At 74.6% G+C, this 20,526-nt stretch carries 12 protein-coding genes; 5 read left to right on the top strand and 7 right to left on the bottom strand.

The window, feature by feature from the left end; genetic code table 11:
- Positions 1 to 70: 70 nt before the first annotated feature.
- Both hrpB and C7M71_RS05725 read right to left on the bottom strand, forming a co-directional pair.
- Positions 71 to 2,770 (bottom strand): ATP-dependent helicase HrpB, encoded by a 2,700-nt coding sequence (gene hrpB / locus C7M71_RS05730; RefSeq protein WP_114914208.1) that lies wholly within the window; start codon positions 2,768 to 2,770, stop codon positions 71 to 73.
- Between the two features lie 52 nt (positions 2,771 to 2,822).
- Positions 2,823 to 3,734 carry a class I SAM-dependent methyltransferase gene (locus C7M71_RS05725; protein WP_111493056.1) on the bottom strand — a complete coding sequence of 304 codons (912 nt, stop codon included), beginning with the start codon at positions 3,732 to 3,734 and terminating at the stop codon, positions 2,823 to 2,825.
- Between the two features lie 443 nt (positions 3,735 to 4,177).
- Between C7M71_RS05725 and rpsA the strand changes: the two genes are divergently transcribed.
- The 3 genes from rpsA (at position 4,178) to coaE (ending at position 8,997) form a co-directional block, all read left to right on the top strand.
- Positions 4,178 to 5,665, top strand: a complete 1,488-nt coding sequence (rpsA, locus tag C7M71_RS05720; protein WP_111493055.1) for a 30S ribosomal protein S1 — start codon at positions 4,178 to 4,180, stop codon at positions 5,663 to 5,665.
- A 219-nt stretch (positions 5,666 to 5,884) separates the two neighbouring features.
- Positions 5,885 to 8,311: an MMPL family transporter gene (locus C7M71_RS05715; protein WP_111493054.1), complete on the top strand. Its 2,427-nt coding sequence runs from the start codon at positions 5,885 to 5,887 to the stop codon at positions 8,309 to 8,311.
- An 80-nt stretch (positions 8,312 to 8,391) separates the two neighbouring features.
- Entirely contained in the window at positions 8,392 to 8,997 is a 606-nt protein-coding gene (gene coaE, locus C7M71_RS05710; RefSeq protein ID WP_111493053.1) for a dephospho-CoA kinase, read from the top strand.
- 108 nt (positions 8,998 to 9,105) lie between these two features.
- Here the strand turns inward: coaE and C7M71_RS05705 are convergent, their stop codons facing one another.
- From C7M71_RS05705 to glgX, 4 genes are all read right to left on the bottom strand, one after another.
- A complete protein-coding gene (locus tag C7M71_RS05705; RefSeq protein ID WP_229758558.1) occupies positions 9,106 to 9,945 on the bottom strand; it encodes an SAM-dependent methyltransferase in 840 nt (279 codons plus the stop codon).
- A 108-nt stretch (positions 9,946 to 10,053) separates the two neighbouring features.
- A complete protein-coding gene (treZ, locus tag C7M71_RS05700) occupies positions 10,054 to 11,880 on the bottom strand; it encodes a malto-oligosyltrehalose trehalohydrolase (protein ID WP_111493052.1) in 1,827 nt (608 codons plus the stop codon).
- Between the two features lie 283 nt (positions 11,881 to 12,163).
- A complete protein-coding gene (gene treY / locus C7M71_RS05695; protein ID WP_114914207.1) occupies positions 12,164 to 14,764 on the bottom strand; it encodes a malto-oligosyltrehalose synthase in 2,601 nt (866 codons plus the stop codon).
- A 108-nt stretch (positions 14,765 to 14,872) separates the two neighbouring features.
- The gene (glgX, locus tag C7M71_RS05690; protein ID WP_111491899.1) at positions 14,873 to 17,038 is read right to left on the bottom strand and encodes a glycogen debranching protein GlgX; all 2,166 of its coding nucleotides are present in this window, start codon (positions 17,036 to 17,038) and stop codon (positions 14,873 to 14,875) included.
- Between the two features lie 383 nt (positions 17,039 to 17,421).
- On the opposite strand from glgX, the gene C7M71_RS05685 reads away from it, so the two are divergent.
- Both C7M71_RS05685 and C7M71_RS05680 read left to right on the top strand, forming a co-directional pair.
- The gene (locus C7M71_RS05685; RefSeq protein ID WP_111491898.1) at positions 17,422 to 18,651 is read left to right on the top strand and encodes an SAV2148 family HEPN domain-containing protein; all 1,230 of its coding nucleotides are present in this window, start codon (positions 17,422 to 17,424) and stop codon (positions 18,649 to 18,651) included.
- Between the two features lie 89 nt (positions 18,652 to 18,740).
- Positions 18,741 to 19,445: a 3'-5' exonuclease gene (locus C7M71_RS05680; protein WP_111491897.1), complete on the top strand. Its 705-nt coding sequence runs from the start codon at positions 18,741 to 18,743 to the stop codon at positions 19,443 to 19,445.
- Between the two features lie 174 nt (positions 19,446 to 19,619).
- Here the strand turns inward: C7M71_RS05680 and C7M71_RS05675 are convergent, their stop codons facing one another.
- Positions 19,620 to 20,513, bottom strand: a complete 894-nt coding sequence (locus C7M71_RS05675; RefSeq protein WP_111491896.1) for a phosphotransferase enzyme family protein — start codon at positions 20,511 to 20,513, stop codon at positions 19,620 to 19,622.
- Between the last annotated feature and the right edge of the window lie 13 nt (positions 20,514 to 20,526).

Raw genomic sequence — 20,526 nt, 5'->3', positions numbered from 1 at the left:
GAGAGGCCGACGGCGGCTCCCGGGTCGCCCGGGTCGCCGGGCCGGGTCAGGCCGGGTCGGGTCGGGTCGGCTACCGGCGCGGCCGGGTGCGGCGGGTCGGCTCGGCCCTGGTGGGGTCCTCCGGCCAGGGGTGGCGCGGGTAGCGGCCGCGCAGCTCGGCGCGGACCGCCCGGTAGCCGTCCCGCCAGAAGGACGCCAGATCGCCGGTGACCGCCGCCGGCCGCCCCGCCGGCGACAGCAGATGCACGGTGAGCGGCACCCGCCCGCCCGCCAGCGCCGGGGCGGCATCCCACCCGAAGAGCTCCTGGAGCTTCACCGCCAGCACCGGCCGCTCCCCCGAGTAGTCCACCCGGATCCGCGACCCGCTCGGCACCTCGATCCGCTCCGGGGCGAGCGCATCCAGCCGCAGCGCCTCGCCGCCAGCCCACGGCAGCAGCCGCCGCAGCGCCTCCGCCGTGTCGATCCGCTCCAGGTCGGCGCGGCGCCGGGCCCGGGCCAACTCCGGCCCCAACCACTCCTCGGCCCGCGCCAGCAGCGCGCCGTCCGAGACCTCCGGCCAGGGCCCGCCCAGCGCCCGGTGCAGAAACGCCAGCCGCTCGCGCAGCCCCACCGCGGCCTCCCGCCAGGTCAGCAGCGCCGACACCCCCTCGCGGGCCAGGCCGTCCAGCAGCGCCGCCCGCAGCAGGCCCGGCTCGGGCGACCGCAGCGGTACGGCGGCCAGTTCGACCGCGCCCAGCGCCTCCACCCGCCGGGCCGCCACCTCACCGCGCCGACCCCCGTCCGGCACCGCCCAGACCACCTCCTCGCGCACCGCGAGCAGCGGCGCCGCCGCCCACCGCGCGGCGTCCTCGCCGATCGCCGCCGCCCGCAGCACCCGGGCCGAGGGCGACCCGGCGGGCCGGTCCGCCACAGCCACCGCCAGCCATGGCTCGCCCGCCAGCGGCGACCCGCCGGCCACCTCGGCGGCGGTGCCCGACGCCATCAGATACGGCACCCGTGCCGCGCCCGGCTCCGGCCGGTCGCCGCGCGTGCGGTCCCCGCGCATCCGGGCCACCCGCTCCGGGAAGGCCAGCGCCACCACCAGCCCGGCCGCCGCCCCGTCCGACACCCTGTCCGGCACCGCGTCGGACGCTCCGTCGGACACCTCGGGCCCCTCGTCGGGCGCCGCCGCCCCGTCCAGCCCCCGCCGCAGCCGGCCGACCTCGTCGCGCCAGCGGGCCGCCCACCCCGGGTGGCCGCCGCCGCCCGCCCGGGCCTGCCGCCACACCGCCGCCAGATCGTCGCCCAGGGCGCGCGGCGGCTCCTCGGAGAGCAGCGCCACCACCTCGGCCGCCCGCCGCGCCCCGACCCGCGCGGCGCCGTCCAGCAGCGCCCTGGCCAGCCGGGGATGGACCCCCACGGCGGCCATCGACCGGCCGCGCGCGGTCACCCGGCCGGACCCGTCCACCGCGCCCACCGCGCGCAGCGCCTCCCGGGCGGCGGCCAGCGCACCGGACGGCGGCGGGTCCGGCAGAGCCAGCCCGGCGGCGTCGGGGTCGCCCCAGCAGGCCGCCTGAAGTGCGAAGGAGGTCAGATCGGCAAGGGCGATCTCCGGCGCCGGGTAGGGCGCGGTACGGGCGTCCTCGGCCTGCTGCCAGCAGCGGTACACGGTGCCGGGGGCCTCCCGCCCGGCCCGCCCCGCCCGCTGCCGGGCGGCGGCCAGCGACGCCCGTACCGTGACCAGGCTGGAGAGGCCCCGGGCATGGTCGGTGCGCGGTTCCCGGGCCAGCCCGCAGTCGACCACCGCCCGCACCCCCGGCACGGTGAGGCTGGACTCGGCGACCGAGGTGGCCAGCACGACCCGGCGCCGCTCCCCGGGCGCGAGCACCGCGTCCTGTACGGCCTGCGGCGCCCCGCCGTGGACCTGGAGCACATCGACGCCGTCCGCCCCGCCGAGCAGTCCAGCCACCCGGGCGATCTCGCCCACGCCGGGCAGGAAGCAGAGCACATCGCCGCCGCACTCGGCGAGCGCCCGCCGCACGGTGGCCGCCACATGGTCCAGCAGCGCCGGGTCGACCCGGGTGCCCTGCGGCGGGCGCACCGGCCGGGGCGGCGGCGCCCACACCACCGCCACCTCATGGGCGGTGCCCTGTGCCTCGACCACCGGCGCGGGGCCGTCCTCGCCGCCGAGCAGCCGCGCCCAGGCGGCGGTGTCCGAGGTGGCGGAGGCGGTCACCAGCCGCAGCTCGGGGCGGAGCGCCGCGCGGACGTCCAGCAGGAAGGCCAGGGCGGTGTCCGCGTCCAGGTGCCGTTCATGGCACTCGTCCAGCAGCACGGTGTCGACGCCGGTCAGCTCCGGGTCGCGTTGCAGCCGTTGCAGCAGCACCCCGGTGGTGACCACCTCGACCAGCGTCCCCGGTCCGGCCCGGCGCTCGCCCCGCATGCTGAAGCCCACCCGGCCGCCCGGCTGCTCGCCCAGCAGCCAGGCCATCCGCCGGGCGGCGGCCCGTACCGCGAGCCGCCGGGGCTCGGCGACGACCACCCGGCGGGGCGGCCCGCCCGGTCCGCCGTCCGGTCCGCTGTCCGGCGTGCTCTCCCGGGCGATGGGCACCAGCCCGGCCAGCGCCAGCGGCACCAGGGTGGTCTTGCCGGTGCCGGGCGGGGCGGCGAGCACCGCCGTCCCCCGCCGGTCGAGGGCGGCGAGCAGCCCGGGGAGGGCCTGCCGCACGGGCAGGCCCTCCCACGGCTGCTCCCCGGCGGGCGGGCGTCGGTCGGTGGCGGACGGTCGCATGGGGCCCAGTCTCCCGGACCGCCGCCGGCCGCTGCGGGGCGGCGGGTGCGGGTCAGTCCCGTACCGAGACGAAGACCGCCGTACCCGGCAGCAGCCGCCCCCGGAGCGGGCTCCAGCCGCCCCACTCCTGCTCCAGGCCGTCCGGCCACTCGGGCTCCACCAGGTCCACCAGCCGGAAGCCCGCCGCGACCAGTTCCCTGACCCGGTCGCCCAGGGTGCGGTGGTGCTCCACATAGACGGCGCGGCCCTGCTCGTCCTGCTCGACGTAGGGGCGGCGGTCGAAGTAGGACGAGATCGCGGTCAGCCCCTCCGGCCCGGGCTCGTCGGGGAAGGCCCAGCGGATCGGGTGGGTGACCGAGAAGACCCACCGCCCGCCGGGCCGCAGCACCCGGTGCACCTCGCGCATCAGCCGCGCCGTGTCGGCGCTGAACGGCACCGCGCCGTACGCCGAGCAGGCCAGGTCGAAGGAGCCGTCGGCGAACGGCAGTACGGCGGCGTCCGCCTGCACCACCGGGACCGGGCGGCGGCCATGCGCGTCGTCGATCCGGCGGGAGTGCTGGAGCTGGCGCAGCGAGATGTCCAGGGCGACCGGGTGGGCGCCCTGCCCGGCGAGCCAGCGGGAGCACTGGGCGGCGCCGGCGCCGATCTCCAGCACCCGGCGCCCGGCCAGCCCGGCGGGGTCGCCGAGCAGCCGCGCCGCCGCCTCGTCCAGACCCTCGGGGCCCCAGACGAAGCGGTCGTCGCCGAGGAAGGCGCCGTGCTCGTCCTGGTACTCGTCGGCGTTGCGGTCCCACCAGTGGCGGCTGGCCCGGCTGCTCTCGCCGATGCCGGAGGCGCGGCGGACGGCGTCGGTGTCGTCGTCGGTGTCGTCGGAACCGTCGGTGTCATCGTGGTCGTCGGTGTCGTCCGGCAGGGCGAAATCTGCCTCGAACGGCTTCTCTGCGGGGGTGGTCGGGTGCGTCATCCTGCCCATCGCGTAGGGTTGGGGTGCGGAAAGCGCCACTCGCCGGTCAGGCTCGTCCACGAGCACGGCCGGCTGCGGCATCCGGGGAGCGGGCCCCTGCGGCTGCCGCGCCCGTGCACCGGAAGGTGCCTACGGGAGTGCGGCAGATGGAGGATATGGCCTGGTCCATCCCGGCCTCGGCCAACCTGCGCCATCCGGCGTTGACCGTGCCTGGCTGTCCCCGTATGCTACAAGTTGCGCTGCGGGCCTGCGCGCCTCGGACGGAGCAGGTCGCGCTCGCATCTGTCGAAGACCCCACGGTCGCAAGCCGGGGTGCCGGTTCCCTTCGTTTCAGGGAGCCCCGGTGCTCCGCGTCTTGGCTGTCCGGCCCTCGGTAGGAGCGATACGGGCCCTCCGCGTGGCAGTACCTACGACTTCATGTCCGTACCGGAGCCCTTTTCCTAATGACGAGCAGCACCGACTCTTCCCGCACCACCCCGCAGGTGGCGGTCAACGACATCGGTTCCGAGGAAGACTTCCTCGCCGCGATCGACGAGACGATCAAGTACTTCAACGACGGCGACATCGTCGACGGCGTCATCGTGAAGGTCGACCGGGACGAGGTCCTGCTCGACATCGGTTACAAGACCGAAGGTGTCATCCCCTCCCGCGAGCTGTCGATCAAGCACGACGTCGACCCGCACGAGGTCGTCGCCGTGGGCGACAACATCGAGGCCCTGGTTCTCCAGAAGGAGGACAAGGAGGGCCGCCTGATCCTCTCGAAGAAGCGCGCCCAGTACGAGCGCGCCTGGGGCACCATCGAGAAGATCAAGGAAGAGGACGGGATCGTCACCGGTACCGTCATCGAGGTCGTCAAGGGTGGTCTCATCCTCGACATCGGCCTTCGCGGCTTCCTCCCCGCCTCCCTGGTCGAGATGCGCCGCGTCCGCGACCTTCAGCCCTACGTGGGCAAGGAGCTCGAGGCCAAGATCATCGAGCTGGACAAGAACCGCAACAACGTGGTCCTGTCCCGCCGTGCCTGGCTGGAGCAGACCCAGAGCGAGGTCCGCCAGACCTTCCTCACCACCCTCCAGAAGGGTCAGGTGCGCTCCGGCGTCGTCTCCTCGATCGTCAACTTCGGTGCCTTCGTGGACCTGGGTGGCGTCGACGGCCTGGTGCACGTCTCCGAGCTGTCCTGGAAGCACATCGACCACCCGTCCGAGGTTGTCGAGGTCGGCCAGGAGGTCACCGTCGAGGTTCTCGACGTGGACATGGACCGCGAGCGTGTCTCCCTGTCGCTGAAGGCGACCCAGGAGGACCCGTGGCAGCAGTTCGCCCGGACGCACCAGATCGGCCAGGTCGTCCCCGGCAAGGTCACCAAGCTGGTTCCGTTCGGTGCGTTCGTCCGGGTGGACGAGGGTATCGAGGGCCTGGTCCACATCTCCGAGCTGGCCGAGCGCCACGTGGAGATCCCGGAGCAGGTCGTCCAGGTCGGCGACGAGATCTTCGTCAAGGTCATCGACATCGACCTGGAGCGTCGCCGCATCAGCCTCTCGCTGAAGCAGGCCAACGAGTCCTTCGGTGCCGACCCGTCGGCGGTCGAGTTCGACCCGACCCTGTACGGCATGGCTGCGTCCTACGACGACCAGGGCAACTACATCTACCCCGAGGGCTTCGACCCGGAGGCCAACGACTGGCTGCCCGGCTACGAGAAGCAGCGGGAGGAGTGGGAGCGCCAGTACGCCGAGGCGCAGTCCCGCTTCGAGCAGCACCAGGCCCAGGTCATCAAGAGCCGCGAGGCCGACGCCGAGGCTGCGGCCGAGGGCGGCGACGCGGTGGCCGCGGCTGCCGGTGGCTCGTACTCGTCCTCCAGCGACGAGGGCTCCGGCGCTCTCGCCTCGGACGAGGCGCTGGCCGCGCTCCGCGAGAAGCTGGCCGGCGGCCAGAGCTGATCGCACGGGCTGACCACGCCGTAGCGCGCTGAACAAGACCCCCGAACCGGATATCCGGTTCGGGGGTCTTGTCCTGTTTGGGGTGAAGGTAAGAAGATCATCCTTAAGGTGTGATGTGTTTCAAAGAGGATGAGTATGGGAACCTTTGCGCGTTCTGCCTAGGTTGAAGGGGCGACACCTGACGGGCCCCAGCCGGCCCCGGAAGCAAGGTCTCCCCCTATGCTCCTCACCCTTCTGGGGCTGCTGCCGCGTCCGCGCCGCATCCTGCTCCTGCTCATCCCCCTCCTCGCCCTGGCCGGAGGCGCCGCGTTCGGTGGGCGTTCGCTGCGTCGGTCCCGGCCGAAGCGCACTCCAGAGCAGCAGGACACCGGTACCGCGCAGCCCGCAGGGGTCCCGCCACGGTGCGGCGGCGTGCTCGCCGCCGTCGGTCGGGTCTGCTTCCGCCACCGCCGCTGGGTGCTCGCGGTGTGGGGCGTGGTGCTGGTGGCCGGAGTGCTGATCGGCGGACGGGTCTTCGACAGCGCCGGTACCGGCACCCCGGCCGCCGGGTCGGAGTCCGCTCGCGGCAGCGCGCTGGTGGCCGCCGCCGACCCCGCCGCCGGTACGGTCACCGCCGTGGTCGACGGCCCCCGGGTGGACGACCCGGCGGTCCGCTCCGCCGTCACCTCCGCCGCCCGGGCCGTCGCCGCCCTGCCCGGCGTGGTCTCCGTCTCCGACGCCTACGACGGCTCCACGGCCGGGACCGCCGGGGCGTCCGCGCTGCGTGCCCAGGACGGCCGGGCGAGCCTGGTCGTCGTCCGGATGGCCGACGGCACCGTGGACCGCGAGGTCAACGCGGTCTCCGCGCGGCTGGACGGGATCGGGCAGGCCGCCTCCGGCGCCAGGGTCACCGTCGGCGGCGACCTGGTGCTCTCCCAGGAGGTCAAGCAGCAGACCGCCCAGGACACCACCTTCGGCGAACTGGTCACCCTGCCGATCGTGCTGATCGTGATGGTGCTGGTCTTCGGTGGCTTCGCCGCCGCGAGCCTGCCGCTGATCGGCGCGGTCGCCTCGGTCGGCGGTGCGCTGCTGGCGATCTTCGGGTTCAGCCGGATCATGACCCTGGACACCAGCGTGCTGCCGATCGCCACCGTGCTCGGCCTCGGCCTCTCGATCGACTACGCGCTGCTGATGGTCAACCGGTTCCGCGAGGAACGCGGCCGGGGAGCCTCGGTCACCGCCGCCGTGGAGCGCACCAGCGCCACCGCCGGGCGGACCGTCGCCTTCTCCGGGGTCACCGTCGCGGTGGCCCTCTCCGGGCTCTTCGTCTTCACCAGCCCCGTCTTCCGCGCGGTCGGCGCCGCCGGGGTGAGCGTCGTGGTGATCACGGTCGCCGCCGGGCTCACCCTGGTCCCGGCCCTGCTGGGGTTCGCCGGGCACCGGATCAGGGCCCCGGTCGGCCCGGTACCCGACGACGGGTTCTTCGCCCGCACCGTACGCCGGGTACAGCGCCGCGCGCTGCCGGTGGCACTGGCCGCCGTCGCCCTGCTGGTGGCCGCCGGAGCGCCGTTCCTCACCGCCCGCGCCCACACCGCCGGGGCCGATGTCCTGCCCGCCTCCTTCGCCAGCCGGTCGGTGGCCGACACCGTGCAGCAGCGCTTCCCGCAGCAGATACCGGCGCCGGTCACGGTGGTGGTCGAGGCGCCGCAGCAGCAGGCCCAGCGCTACGCCCGGCAGGTGGCCGAGCTGCCCGGGGTGTCCGGGGTCCGCCCCGCTCAGCAGGTCGCCGGGAACCTCTCCACCGTCGACGTCCTGGTGGCCGGAGACCCCCAGGGTGCCCGGGCCCAGTCGGTGGTCGGCGAGCTGCGCGACCACCGGGGCGGACTGCGCACCTGGGTCACCGGTGACGCCGCCTCCGTGGTCGACTTCAAGCAGGAGATCGCGCACCGGGGCCCGATCGCCTTTGCCCTGGTGGCCTGCGGCACCCTGCTGCTGCTCTTCCTGATGACCGGCTCGGTGGTGGTGCCGGTCAAGGCGCTGCTGATGAATGTGCTCTCACTGGGCTGCTCGCTGGGCGCGCTCACCCTGGTCTTCCAGCACGGCTGGTTCAGCGGCCTGCTGGGCTTCACCCCGGCGGGCGGGCTGGAGAGCTATATACCGGTCCTGGTCTTCTCCTTCGCCTTCGGCCTCTCGATGGACTACGAGGTCTTCCTGCTCTCCCGGATCAAGGAGTTGCGGGACGAGGGGCACAGCTGCGCCCGCGCGGTGGAACTGGGGCTCCAGCGCAGCGGGCGGATCATCAACTCCGCCGCGCTGCTGATGGTGATCGTCTTCGCCGGGTTCGCGGCCGGCCAGATGCTGATGATCAAGGAGATGGGGATCGCGCTGGCGGTCGCCGTCGCGGTGGACGCCACGCTGGTGCGGTGCCTGCTGGTACCGGCCGCGATGAGCCTCTTCGGCGAGTTCAACTGGTGGGCACCGCGCCCGCTGAAGTGGCTGCACGGCCGGGTCGGCCTGCGCGAGCATGTGGTGCTGCCGCCGCTGCCGTCGCTCCGTCCGCACCTCCCCGCGCTGCCGCAGCTGCCCCAGTTGCCCCAGCTGCCGCCGCAGCTGGCCGCTCGGCTGCCGCACCCCCGGGTACGCGGCGCGGCGGCGGCCAAGCCGTAGCCGCCGAGCCGTAGCCGTCGAGCCGTAGCCGCCGAGCCACCGGGGGACTGCCGCCCGGGGCGCGGCGGTAGCCTGGCCCGATGCTGAGAGTGGGCCTGACCGGCGGGATCGGCGCCGGCAAGAGCGAGGTGTCCCGGCTGCTCGCCTCCTGGGGGGCGGTCCTGGTGGACGCGGACCTGATCGCCCGCGAGGTCGTCGCGCCGGGCACGCCGGGTCTGGCGGCGGTGGTCGCGGAGTTCGGCGAGGGGGTGCTGCGGCCGGACGGGGCCCTGGACCGGCCGGCACTCGGGGCGGTGGTCTTCTCCGCCCCCGAGCGGCTGGCCGCGCTCAACGCCATCGTCCATCCGCTGGTCCGGGACCGGTCGGCCGAGCTGGAGGCCGCCGCCGGGCCGGACGACGTGGTCGTCCAGGATGTGCCGCTGCTGGCCGAGAACGGCCTGGCGGCGCTCTATGACCTGGTGGTCGTGGTGGATGCGCCGGACGAGGTGCGGCTGGACCGGCTGGTGCGGCTGCGCGGTATGTCGGAGGAGGAGGCCCGCGCCAGGATGGCGGCCCAGGCGGGCCGCGAGGAGCGGCTGGCGGTGGCCGATGTGGTGATCGACAACAGCGGGCCGCTGGCCGGGCTGGAACCGCAGGTACGGGCGGTGTGGGAGCGGCTGCGGGAGCGCGCCGCCGCCGGTCGCTGAGCGCCGCCGTGCGGCTCGGAACGGGTGGGCTGCGCGGGTGCGGGTGCGGACAGGCGCTTGCGGCCGGGTCGAGAGGAAGAGCCGATCCGGCCGCAGGCGGCGGAGGGGTCAGGGCTTGATGCCGACGGCGGCCCAGCCCGGGGCGCGGTCGTCGCCCTCCTTCAGCGGGGCGTCGGGGCGCCACAGCGGGGGTGTGACCAGGCCCGGCTCCTCCAGTTCCAGGCCCTCGAAGAAGGCGGCGACCTGCTCACGGCTGCGCGGCACCAGCGGGGCCGCCGAGTTCGAGTAGAGCGCCCGTGCCTGCTTGACCTGCTCGGGGGTGGCGAAGTCGCCGGTGGCATGGGAGAGCACCAGTCGGCTGCCGGAGGGCAGCGCGTCGACCAGTCGGCGGACGATGCCGACCGGGTCCTGGTCGTCGGCGACGAAGTGCAGGATGGCCACCAGCATCAGGGCGATCGGCTGGTCGAAGTCCAGCACCTCGCGGACCTCCGCGTTGGCCAGGATCTTCTCCGGCTCCCGCAGGTCGGCGTGGATCACCGTGGCGGTACCCCGACCGGCGCCGGCCAGCAGGGCGCGGCCGTGCACCAGCACGATGGGGTCGTTGTCCAGGTAGGCGACCCGCACATCGGGGGAGACCTCGGCGGCGATCTGGTGGGTGGAGCCGGCCGTGGGGATCCCGGTGCCGATGTCCAGGAACTGCCGGACCCCCTGCCCGGTCACCTGACGCACCGCCCGCTGGAGGAAGCCCCGGTTGGCCTGGGCGCCGGTGCGGAACTCCGGGCTGATGGCAAGCGCCCGCTCCGCCGCCTCGCGGTCGGCGGGGAAGTTGTCCTTTCCACCCAGGAAGTAGTCGTACATCCGCGCAGGGTGGGGGATGTCGGTGCGGAGATCGGTGGGGGGACGTACATCGTCCTCGCCCGCGCGCATCCACTGTCGGTCCTGGGTCATCGCATCTCCCCGATGTGATCCGTATTGCTGTGCCGAGCAGGATAGGCCGGATGTTCGATGGCGTGGTCGCCGCCCCGTCAGAAACCCTGCTGGGCAGGCGTTTTCCGGTCACCCGGTGGTGCGGACCACGGCCACCGAGGCGGCCGGCAGCGGCAGCCGGTCCCGGGGCCCGGAGGGGTCGGGCGCACGGGGGCAGCCGAACGCGGCCAGCGTAGCGGTGTGCACGCCGCCGAGCGGGACGGTGCGGGGCTCGGCGGAGAGGTTGGCGGCGACCCGGTACGGGCCCCGGTGCACCACCAGCCACCGCTCGGCCTCGTCGTACCGCGCCTCGACGGCGGACAGGTCCGGGTCGGTGAGCGCGGGGTGGGCGCGGCGCAGCCGGATCAGCTCGCGGTACCAGGCCAGCAGGGCGCGGTGCGGTTCGCGGTCCGGCTCGGACCAGTCGAGCGTGGAGGCGGCCACGGTGGACCGGGCCTGCGGGTCGGGGACCTCCTCGGCCTTCCAGCCGTGCTGGGCGAACTCCCGCCTGCGGCCCTGCCGTACCGCCTCGGCGAGGTCGGGGTCGGTGTGGTCGGTGAAGTACTGCCACGGGGTGGCGGCGCCCCACTCCTCGCCCATGAAGAGCATCGGGGTGAAGGGGGAGGCCAGCACCAGCGCTGCGGCGGCGGCCAGCAGCCCGGGGGAGGCAGTGGCCGAAATGCGGTCGCCCAGGGCCCGGTTGCCGACCTGGTCGTGGGTCTGGAGGTAGCCGAGCAGCCGGTGGCCGGGGGTGCGGTGGCGGTCCAGCGGGCGGCCGTGGGTGCGCTGCCGGAACGACGACCAGGTGCCGTCGTGCAGCCAGCCCCGGGTGAGGGTCCTGGCGAGGGCGGCCAGCGGGCCCCGGGGGAGCCCGGCGACCGCCTGCGGTGGGCCGTCGGGGCGGCCGGCGAAGTCGGCGTAGTAGCCCTGCGACTCGCCGGTCAGGGCGGCGTGCAGAGCGTGGTGGAAGTCGTCGCTCCACTGCGCGGTCAGGCCCAGGCCGCCGGCCTCGCGCGGCGCGGTGGTGCGGGGGTCGTTGAGGTCGGACTCGGCGATCAGGAAGAGCGGGCGGCCGGTGGCGGCGCCCAGCCGGTCGACTTCCCTGGACAGCTCCTCCAGGAACGGGGTGGCGCGGTCGTCCGCGAGGGCGTGCACGGCATCCAGCCGCAGGCCGTCGATGCGGTAGTCGCGCAGCCAGGCGAGGGCGCTGCCGAGGAGGTAGTCGCGCACCTCGTCGGAGCCGGGGGCGTCCAGGTTGACCGCAGCGCCCCAGGGGGTGTGGTGGCGGTCGGTGAAGTAGGGGCCGAAGCGGGGGAGGTGGTTGCCCGCCGGGCCCAGGTGGTTGTGGACCACGTCCAGCACCACCCCGATCCCCCGGCGGTGCGCGGCGTCCACGAACCGCTTGAGGCCGTCGGGGCCGCCGTACGGCTCATGCACCGCCCAGAGGCTGACGCCGTCGTACCCCCAGCCGTGGCGGCCGGGGAACGGGCAGACCGGCATCAGCTCCACCAGGTCGACGCCCAGCCCGGCCAGGTGGTCCAGGCGCTCGGCGGCGGCACCGAAGGTGCCCTCGGGGGTGAAGGTGCCGATGTGCAGCTCGTACAGCACACTGCCGGGCAGCGCACGGCCCTGCCAGGGGGTGTCCGACCAGCGGAAGGCGGCGTGGTCGACCAGGCGGCTCGGCCCGTCCGGGCCGTACGGCTGGCGGGCCGAGCGCGGGTCCGGCAGCAGCTCGCCGCCGTCCAGCCGGAAGCCGTAGTCGGAGCCGCCGGGGTCGGCCGGTGCGGTGGCCTGCCACCAGCCGGGCCGGTCGGGGACCGCGTGCATGGGGTGGCGCGCGCCGTCGACCTCGACCTCGACATGCCGGGCCTCGGGGGCCCAGAGCCGGAAGGGGTGGGGGGTGGCGCGGTCGGCCATGCGGGCTCCTCGGATGCGGCGGGGAGGCGGGTCCGGTCGGGCCCACGGGCATCTGTACCCGCTCGGCGTGCCGCCTCACCGGCCGTCAGTCGGGGAGCGGCGTTCTTTGGGGTGGGGTGGCTGGTGGGTGGGGCGGCCTGTGCGGTTCGGTGGGGTTTCGGGTTGGCGGTTGGGTGCAAGGTGGTGGCGGAGGGCGGTTGGGGGAGGGAGGGGCTGGTGGCAGTCGGGGAGTGGTGTCTTTGGGGGTGGGGTGGCTGGCGGTCGGGTGCAGGGTGGCTGGGGGTCAGGCGGCGAGGAGGGCCACGGGGAGTCGGGACAGCAGTTCGGCGACGGGGAGGGGGCCGGGGCGGAAGGTGCGGCGGGTGAGCAGGTCGGTCCAGCTGCCGGAGGGGCTGGGGGGCAGCGGCAGGGTGGTCGCGGACCAGCCGCCGCCACGGTGCAGCCCGTACGGCAGGCGGGTGGCGGCGACCAGCACATCGTCACCCCGCCGGTAGGCGAGCAGATGCGGGGCGGCGGCGCCGTCGGCGGGGACCGGGATGTGGCCGCCCATGAAGGAGTCGGGCCGGTCGCGGCGCAGCCGCAGCGCGGTGGCGGTCAGATGCAGTTTCTCGGCGGCCAGGTCGGCGGGTGGGGCGGCGGCCGGGTCGGCGGCGTCCAGGGCGGCGAGTCGGCGGGCCATCCCGGTGAGGTCGACGGGGCGCCGGTTGTCGGGGTCGACCAGCGTGTACAGCGGTTCCTCGCTGCCCTGGTAGAGGTCCGGGACGCCGGGCACGGTGAGGTGCAGCAGGGCGGCGGCGAGCGTGTTGCTGCGCGCATACGGTGCGGTGGACTCCACGAACGCCCCGATCGGGCGGGTGAGCGCGGGGTCGTCCCGTACGGCGCGGGCCAGGTGCTCCAGGGCCGCTTCGAAGGCCGGGTCGGGTTCGGTCCAGGAGGTCTGCCGGTCGGCCTCGCGGACGGACTTGAGCAGCGCGGCGACCAGCCGGTCGGCGTCGATGGGCCAGGCGGCGACCAGGGTCTGCCACAGCAGGTACTCGGCGGCGGGGCCCGGCTGGGAGCCGGTGCGGTGCCGGGCTGCCGCCTGCGACCAGGCACGGTGGGCCTCGGCCCAGGCGTCGGGCATCTCGGCGAGTACCGCCAACCGGGCCCGGGCGTCGGCGCTGCGCTTGGTGTCATGGGTGGAGAGCGCGGCCAGGCCGGTGGGCCAGTGGCGCTGGATGTGCGTGCACCAGGCGTGGAACTGCTCGGGCGTGGTGCCGGGGTGCCCGGGGTCGCCGCCGACCTCGTTGAGTGAGAGCAGCGGGTACCAGCGGTAGAACGCCTTGTCCTCCAGGCCCTTGGCCGCGGCGGCGGCGCAGGTCTGGGCGAAGCGGGCGGCGAAGTCGTCCCGGGCAGGGCCTCGCCCGAGGCGGCCCAGCGCCAGATCGCGGACGGTGGCGAGGGCGGCGGTGAGTTGTTCGCGGTCGGAGGGGGCGGGCGCCGGGTCGGCGGGGGTGGTGAGCGGCGCGTCGGGGCCGGAGGCGGGGGCGGGGGCGGTAAGTGGCGCGTCGGAGGCGGGTGTGGTGAGCGACTGCGCGTCCCGCTCGGAGGCGGGTTCGCCAGGCACGACATAGGGCCGGTAGACGGGGTGGGCGGCGACCAGTTGGGCGACCGCCTCGGTCAGCGCCCAGCCGGGGTGGTCGCGCTGCCGGGCGTCCGCCGGGTCCTCGGTGCAGGCGCGGGCGGCGGTGCGGCCCAACCGGGCGATCTCGGCGGCGAGTTCACGGCGGACGACCTCGCGGCGGGCGTCCCGCGCGGCCTGCCGGTAGTCGGATGCGCGGCCGGGTGCGGCGAGGATATGGGCGGTGTCCTCGGTGATCCGCTGGACGCCCTCGCGGTCGGTGAGCACCCCGTCGATGCGCAGCAGCGCGTCGTAGCCGGTGGTGCCGGCGCAGGGCCAGTCGGCGGGCAGCGGCTCGTCGCCGGTGAGGATCTTCTCCACCACGGTCCAGGCGCCGCCGGTGGCCTCGGTGAGGCGGCGGAGGTAGCCGCGAGGGTCGGCGAGCCCGTCCGGGTGGTCGATGCGGAAGCCGTCCAGGACACCGTCGGCGTGCAGTTGCAGCAGCACGCCGTGGGTGGCCCGGAAGACCTCCGGGTCCTCGGCGCGCAGCGCGATCAGGTCGTTGACGGTGAAGAAGCGGCGGTAGTTGAGGTCGGTGCGGGCCAGCCGCCACCAGGCGAGGCGGTACCACTGGTGGTCGAGCAGTTCGGGCAGCGGCAGGTGCTCGGTGCCGGGGCGCAGCGGAAAGGCGTGGTCGTGGTAGCGCAGCACGGGCTCGGCAGCGGTGTCGCCGTGCTCCTGGTGCCGCACGGCGGTCTTGCCGAGAGTGAGCTGGTCCAGGACGGCACCGAGCCGGTCGCCGAGCAGCGGCAGCAGCACCCGCCCCCGGTGGGGGGCGTCGGCAGGGCCGGGCTGGGCGGTCCAGTCGATGTCGAACCAGTGGGCGTACGGGGAGTCGGGCCCCTCGCGGAGCACATGCCAGAGCGGGTGGTTGAGGTGCTCGGGGGCGGGCAGCGCCATGTGGTTGGGGACGGTGTCGGCGATCAGCCGCAGGGAGTGGGCGTGGGCGCGGTCGGCCAGTGCGCGCAGCGCGGGTTCGCCGCCCAGCTGCTCGCTGATCCGGGTGTGGTCGACGGTGTCATACCCGTGGGCGGAGCCGGGGACGGCCTCCAGCAGCGGGGAGAGGTGGAGGTGGGAGACCCCGAGGGCGGCGAGGTGGGGGACGGCCGCAGTGGCGTCGTGGAGGGTGAAGCCGGGCTGGAGCTGGAGCCGGTAGGTGGCGGTCGGCCCGGGGCGGCGGGGGTCGGTCCGGCCCGGCTCGGGCGTGGGGGCGGCGGCTGTCATGTGCCCATGCCTACCCGGTGGCGGCCGGATGCACATCCCGGGCGCGGTCAGCCGGGCGACCGGGCAGTGGCCGCGCCGGTGCCCGCGCTCCCCTCCGGCCCGGGTCGGTCAGGCGGGCCGTTGCAGCACCAGCAGGGAGCGGTCGGCCAGCGAGAGCCGGTCGCCGGCCTTGACCCTGGCCCCGGCGCCCGGGGCGATGGTCCCGGGCAGCGCGGTGTCCACCACCACCTGCCACTCCCGGCCGTGGTTGACCGGGACCACGAAGTCCAGCGGCTCGTAGTGGGCGTTGAACATCAGCAGGAAGGAGTCGTCCACGATCTTCCCGCCGCGCCGGTCGGGCTCGGAGATCGCATAGCCGTTGAGGAAGACGGTGAGCGACTTGGCGTATGAGGTGGACCAGTCCCTGTCGGTCATCTCATGGCCGTCGGGGGTGAACCAGGCGATGTCGGAGAGGTCGTCGTGGGTGCCGGAGACGGGGCGGCCGTGGAAGAAGCGGCGGCGGCGGAAGACCGGGTGGTCGCGGCGCAGCCACACCATGGCCCGGGTGAACTCCAGCAACTGCGCGCCCGGGTCGGCCGCCGCCTGCGGCTGTCCGCCGCCGTGCGCCGCCGGGCTCGCCGTGCCGGCCGCCGGCCAGTGCACCCAGGCCAGCTCGCTGTCCTGGCAGTAGGCGTTGTTGTTGCCGCGCTGGGTGCGGCCCAGCTCGTCGCCGTGCGAGAGCATCGGCACGCCCTGGGAGAGCATCAGGGTGGCGATGAAGTTGCGCTGCTGGCGGGCGCGCAGCTCCAGCACGCCGGGGTCGCGGCTGTCGCCCTCGGCGCCGCAGTTCCACGACCGGTTGTGGCTCTCGCCGTCGCGGTTCTCCTCGCCGTTGGCCTCGTTGTGCTTGTCGTTGTAGGAGACCAGGTCGCGCAGGGTGAAGCCGTCGTGGCAGGTGACGAAGTTGATGGAGGCGATCGGGCGGCGGCCGTCGTCCTGGTAGAGGTCGGAGGAGCCGGTCAGCCGGGAGCCGAACTCGGCGAGGGTGGCGGTCTCGCCGCGCCAGAGGTCGCGCACGGTGTCGCGGTACTTGCCGTTCCACTCGGTCCACAGCGGCGGGAAGTTGCCCACCTGGTAGCCGCCCTCGCCGACGTCCCACGGCTCGGCGATCAGCTTCACCTGGGAGACCACCGGGTCCTGCTGCACCAGGTCGAAGAAGGAGGACAGCCGGTCCACCTCGTGGAACTGCCGGGCGAGGGTGGCGGCCAGATCGAAGCGGAAGCCGTCGATGTGCATGTCGGTGACCCAGTAGCGCAGCGAGTCCATGATCAACTGCAGCACGTGGGGGCTGCGCATCAGCAGGCTGTTGCCGGTGCCGGTGGTGTCCTCGTAGTAGCGCCTGTCCTCGGCCAGCCGGTAGTAGTTGTCGTTGTCCAGGCCCCGGAAGGAGAGCGTGGGGCCCAGGTGGCTGCCCTCCGCCGTGTGGTTGTAGACCACGTCGAGGATCACCTCGATGCCGGCCGCGTGCAGCGCCTTGACCATCGACTTGAACTCCTGCACCTGCTGCCCCCGGTCGCCGACCGAGGAGTAGGCGCCGTGCGGGGCGAAGAAGCCGATGGTGTTGTAGCCCCAGTAGTTGGACAGGCCCATGTCCACCAGCCGGTGGTCGTGGACGAACTGGTGCACCGGCATCAGCTCGATCGCGGTCACCCCGAGGTCCACCAGGTGCTCGACCACCGCCGGGTGGGCGATCCCCGCGTAGGAGCCGCGGATCTCCTCGGGGATGCCCGGGTGCAGCTTGGTCAGCCCCTTCACATGGGCCTCGTAGAGCACCGTGCGGTGGTAGTCGGTGCGCGGCGGGCGGTCGTTGCCCCAGTCGAAGTAGGGGTTGATCACCACCGAGTGCATGGTGTGCATGGCGGAGTCCAGGTCGTTGCGCCGCTCCGGGGAGCCGAAGTGGTAGCCGTAGACCGCCTCGTGCCAGTCGATGGTGCCGCTCATCGCCTTGGCGTACGGGTCCAGCAGCAGCTTGGCGCTGTTGCAGCGGTGGCCGTGCTCCGGCTCGTACGGCCCGTGCACCCGGAAGCCGTACCGCTGCCCCGGCTGCACCCCGGGCAGGTAGGCGTGGCGCACAAAGGCGTCGGTCTCCCGCAGCTCCACCGCGGTCTCCGAGCCGTCGTCCGCGATCAGGCAGAGCTCGATCCGGTCGGCGGCCTCGGAGAAGACCGCGAAGTTGGTTCCGGCCCCGTCGTAGGTGGCGCCGAGGGGGTACGGGTGTCCCGGCCAGACCTGCATGGTCCCTCTTCTTCCAGTCGTCGCGGCGGACTGCTGCCCGGACCCTGCTCCCGCACACCGCCGACGCGTGCCGTATGCCCGGTGGCGCCGGACGCCATGTGCGCACCCCCTCCCGGTGCCGGGTCGATGGCGCCCGTCCTCCCGCATACTCGCCGACCGGAAGGCCGAACTGATGCCCTTTCGCGACATCTTCGCCCGAACGGGTGTCTCATCCGTGGTGAAACGGCCGGAACCGGCCCTGACCGGCCGCCCCCCGCCGCCCGGCGCCGCGTGTCGCGCCGCACGCGGTCCGGGACCGGATCCGGCTGCCGATCCGGGTGCGGTCCCGGCGGTGGCGAAGTACCCTTGATCGTCCGGCACAGCAGGGGAGGGTGAGGTACTCCATGGTGGTCCCCGCCGACGGGGGTGCCGCGGGAGGCACGGTGCGGGGAGACGCGCCGACGGTCGCCGGAAGGACGGCGGCGGGCCGCACCGCACCCCGGCAGGCCGGGAGCCCGCAGACCGGTCCCGTGTGGGGTCCGGCCTCCTGGGAGGAGGCCCGGCAGCGGGTCCGTCGCGCCGGCCGCGCCTATGTCTGGCTCAACCTCGTCGAGCAGCGGATGCGGTCCCTGGTCTCCGAGGTGCTGCGCCCGGTCTACGAGCCCGCCCACGGCGAGGACTGGGTCACCGCGGCGGCCGGCCCGGTCGGCGAGGAGTGGGCGCACCGCGCCGGGGCGGTCCGCGAGGTCAGCCGCCGCAAGGGCTACCTCCTCGACCCGGCCGACGACGAGCTGGTGGTCTTCCTGACGCTGCCCCAACTGCGCGAGCTGATGGTGCAGCACTGGGCGTGCTTCGAACCCCACCTCGCCGACCGGCGCGAAGTGGAGATGGCGCTGGACGAGTTGGAGGTCGCCCGGCATGTGGTCTCCCGCAACCGGTCGCTCTCCGAGACGGTGCTCGCCCAGGCGGAGCGCGCCGCGGCCCGGCTGCTGGCCCTGCTGGACGGCGGCCGCGCGGCGGACGTCGGCACACCCGGTGACGTGGTGGAGGAGCTGGTCGGCGACCGCTACGCCGACGTGGTCTCGGTGCACTCGGACCGGGTGCGGCTCCAGAGCGACCTGCCGATGGAGGAACTGCTCGCCGGGGCGCACCGGTTGGACGCCGTCGGTATCGGACTCTCCATGCTCTGCCAGAACTTCACCGGCAGGCGGCTGGTCCGGCTGGCCGCCGGGGGTTGCCGGGTGCGGCTGCTCTTCCTCAACCCGGCCAGCAGTGCGGTCCGGCGCCGGGAGCGGGAGTTGGGGCTGGGACGCGGCGAGCTCGCCCGGTCCGTGGAGATGAACATCATGCATGTGCGGCGGGTCCGGGCCCGGCTGCGCGACACCAACGGCTTCGAGATCCGGGTCTTCGACGAGACGCCCCGCTTCACGGCCTACCTGGTGGAGGGCGAGCGGCCGCAGGGCCTCGCGGTGGTCCAGCCCTACCTGCGGCGCTCCCGGGGCATGGAGTCCCCCGCCCTGGTGCTGCGCGGCACCGACCGCGATCCCGAGGCGGCCGGTGCGGAGCCGGGCCTGCTGGACGTCTACCGCGAGGAGTTCGAGAGCAGCTGGGCGGACTCCCGCCCGGTCTCCTGACCGCCGCCCGGCCGGGCCCCCGGCCGGACTGTCAGAGGCGCACGGGATGATGGGGTCCTCAACGGGGGTCGTACGAGAGGACGCCGCACATGAGCTGGTGGCACGAGCCGCTGGTCGGATTCGACCTGGAGACGACCGGGACGGACCCGGACACATCACGCATCGTCACCGCCGCGCTGGTGGACACCAAGGGCGCCGAGCCGCTGCGCACCACGGCCTGGCTGGTCGACCCCGGCGTGCCGATACCGGCCGAGGCCGCCGCCATCCACGGCATCAGCACCGAGCAGGCCGCCGCCCGGGGCAGGCCCGCGCCGGAGGCGGTCGAGGAGATCGCCGGGCAGCTCTGCCGCCGCCTCGCCGAGGGCGTGCCGGTGGTGGCCTTCAACGCGCCGTTCGACCTCAGCCTGCTCGACGCCGAGCTGCGCCGCCACCGGCTGCCCACCCTGGCGGAGCGGCTCGGCGGCCGACCGGTCGGCCCGGTCGTGGACCCGCTGGTGGTCGACCGCTCGGTGGACCGCTACCGCCGGGGCTCGCGCAGCCTCCAGAGCGTCTGCGGGGTGTACGGGGTGGAGCTGGCCGACGCTCACGAGGCCGGCAGTGATGCGCTGGCCGCCGTACGGGTCGCGGTCCGCCTGGCGGAGCGCTACCCCCGGGAGGTGGGGGAGCTGCACCCGGCGGCCCTCCATGAGCAGCAGATCGGCTGGTACACGGCCTGGGCGGAGAACTTCCAGGCGTGGCTGCGCAAGGAGAAGGACCCACAGGCGGTGATAGACGCCCGGTGGCCGATCCGCTGACCGCCCGGCAGACGGCCCGGAAGCCTTGAAGCGCACGGCGCAGCGGCCGGGGGCGCCTCTCGGCGCCACGGCGATCCGGTCCGTCCGGACGTACCGGGCCGTGGCACGGCATATGCAGCGAGGTGCACACCCGGCACGCGCTTGGCCCGGCCCGGTCGGTGGCGCCCGCGTCCGTCAGAACGGGTACCAGCGCACCGAGGCGTCACCGTCCCGCAGCGAGGCCACCCGGCGGCGGAACTCGGCGAGTGCCTTGGGGTTGCCCGGGGCGTGCTGCGCCACCCAGGAGGCGCTGGCGGTCTCCCGGGCGCCGCGCAGCACCGCGCAGCCGGGCCACTCCCGCACATCCCAGCCGTAGGCGCGGGTGAAGGCGCGGTAGTCCTCGTCGGGCACGCCGTAGCGGTCATGACTGAGCGCCATCACCACCAGGTCGTGCTCCCGCAGGTCGCCGGAGAAGGTCTCCAGGTCCAGCAGCACCGGCCCGTCCGGGCCGATGTGGACATTGCGGGGCAGTGCGTCGCCGTGGATCGGGCCGGGCGGCAGCTGCGGCACCAGCTCGGCGGCGGCTTCGGCGAAGCCGTCGCGCCGGGCCCGCAGATAGGCGGCGTCGGCGGGGTCGATATGCCCCTCGGCGGCGCGCAGCCAGCGCTCCACGCCGGAGAGCAGGTCGCGGCGGGGCAGCGGGTCAGGCGGTGCGGGCAGCCGGTGCACCGCCCGCAGCAGCGCGGCCAGGTCGGCCGGACCGGCGGGGCGTACGGCCTCCGGGAGCCGCTGCCAGAAGGTGACCGGATGGCCGTCGACCAGCAGGGGCCGCAGGGGCAGGCCGTCGGCGGGCCGGACCGCCGGGACGCCCTGCTCCGCGAGCCAGCCCGCGATGCGCAGTTCGCGCTCCGCGCGCTCCAGCAGCGCGGTGGAGCGGCCGATCCGCGCCACCAGGCGGCCCACCGTGAGGACCGCGTTCTCGCCGAGGGCGAGCAGCCGTGCGTCGGCGGGGGCGGGCAGTCCGGCCTGCGCGCAGGCGGTGTCCAGGACGGCGCGGGCTCGGCTCTCGTCGAAGGGGCTGCTCTTCATGGTGCGGTGGTGC

This window comes from Peterkaempfera bronchialis (genome assembly GCF_003258605.2).
Taxonomy (GTDB): Bacteria; Actinomycetota; Actinomycetes; order Streptomycetales; family Streptomycetaceae; genus Peterkaempfera; species Peterkaempfera bronchialis.
This window is presented reverse-complemented; position numbering and strand designations above follow the sequence as displayed.

Coding starts and splice junctions, on each gene's coding strand:
- hrpB (WP_114914208.1), bottom strand. CDS start 2,770: ATGCGACCGTCCGCCACCGACCGACGCCCGCCCGCCGGGGAGCAGCCG.
- C7M71_RS05725 (WP_111493056.1), bottom strand. CDS start 3,734: ATGACGCACCCGACCACCCCCGCAGAGAAGCCGTTCGAGGCAGATTTC.
- rpsA (WP_111493055.1), top strand. CDS start 4,178: ATGACGAGCAGCACCGACTCTTCCCGCACCACCCCGCAGGTGGCGGTC.
- C7M71_RS05715 (WP_111493054.1), top strand. CDS start 5,885: ATGCTCCTCACCCTTCTGGGGCTGCTGCCGCGTCCGCGCCGCATCCTG.
- coaE (WP_111493053.1), top strand. CDS start 8,392: ATGCTGAGAGTGGGCCTGACCGGCGGGATCGGCGCCGGCAAGAGCGAG.
- C7M71_RS05705 (WP_229758558.1), bottom strand. CDS start 9,945: ATGACCCAGGACCGACAGTGGATGCGCGCGGGCGAGGACGATGTACGT.
- treZ (WP_111493052.1), bottom strand. CDS start 11,880: ATGGCCGACCGCGCCACCCCCCACCCCTTCCGGCTCTGGGCCCCCGAG.
- treY (WP_114914207.1), bottom strand. CDS start 14,764: ATGACAGCCGCCGCCCCCACGCCCGAGCCGGGCCGGACCGACCCCCGC.
- glgX (WP_111491899.1), bottom strand. CDS start 17,038: ATGCAGGTCTGGCCGGGACACCCGTACCCCCTCGGCGCCACCTACGAC.
- C7M71_RS05685 (WP_111491898.1), top strand. CDS start 17,422: ATGGTGGTCCCCGCCGACGGGGGTGCCGCGGGAGGCACGGTGCGGGGA.
- C7M71_RS05680 (WP_111491897.1), top strand. CDS start 18,741: ATGAGCTGGTGGCACGAGCCGCTGGTCGGATTCGACCTGGAGACGACC.
- C7M71_RS05675 (WP_111491896.1), bottom strand. CDS start 20,513: ATGAAGAGCAGCCCCTTCGACGAGAGCCGAGCCCGCGCCGTCCTGGAC.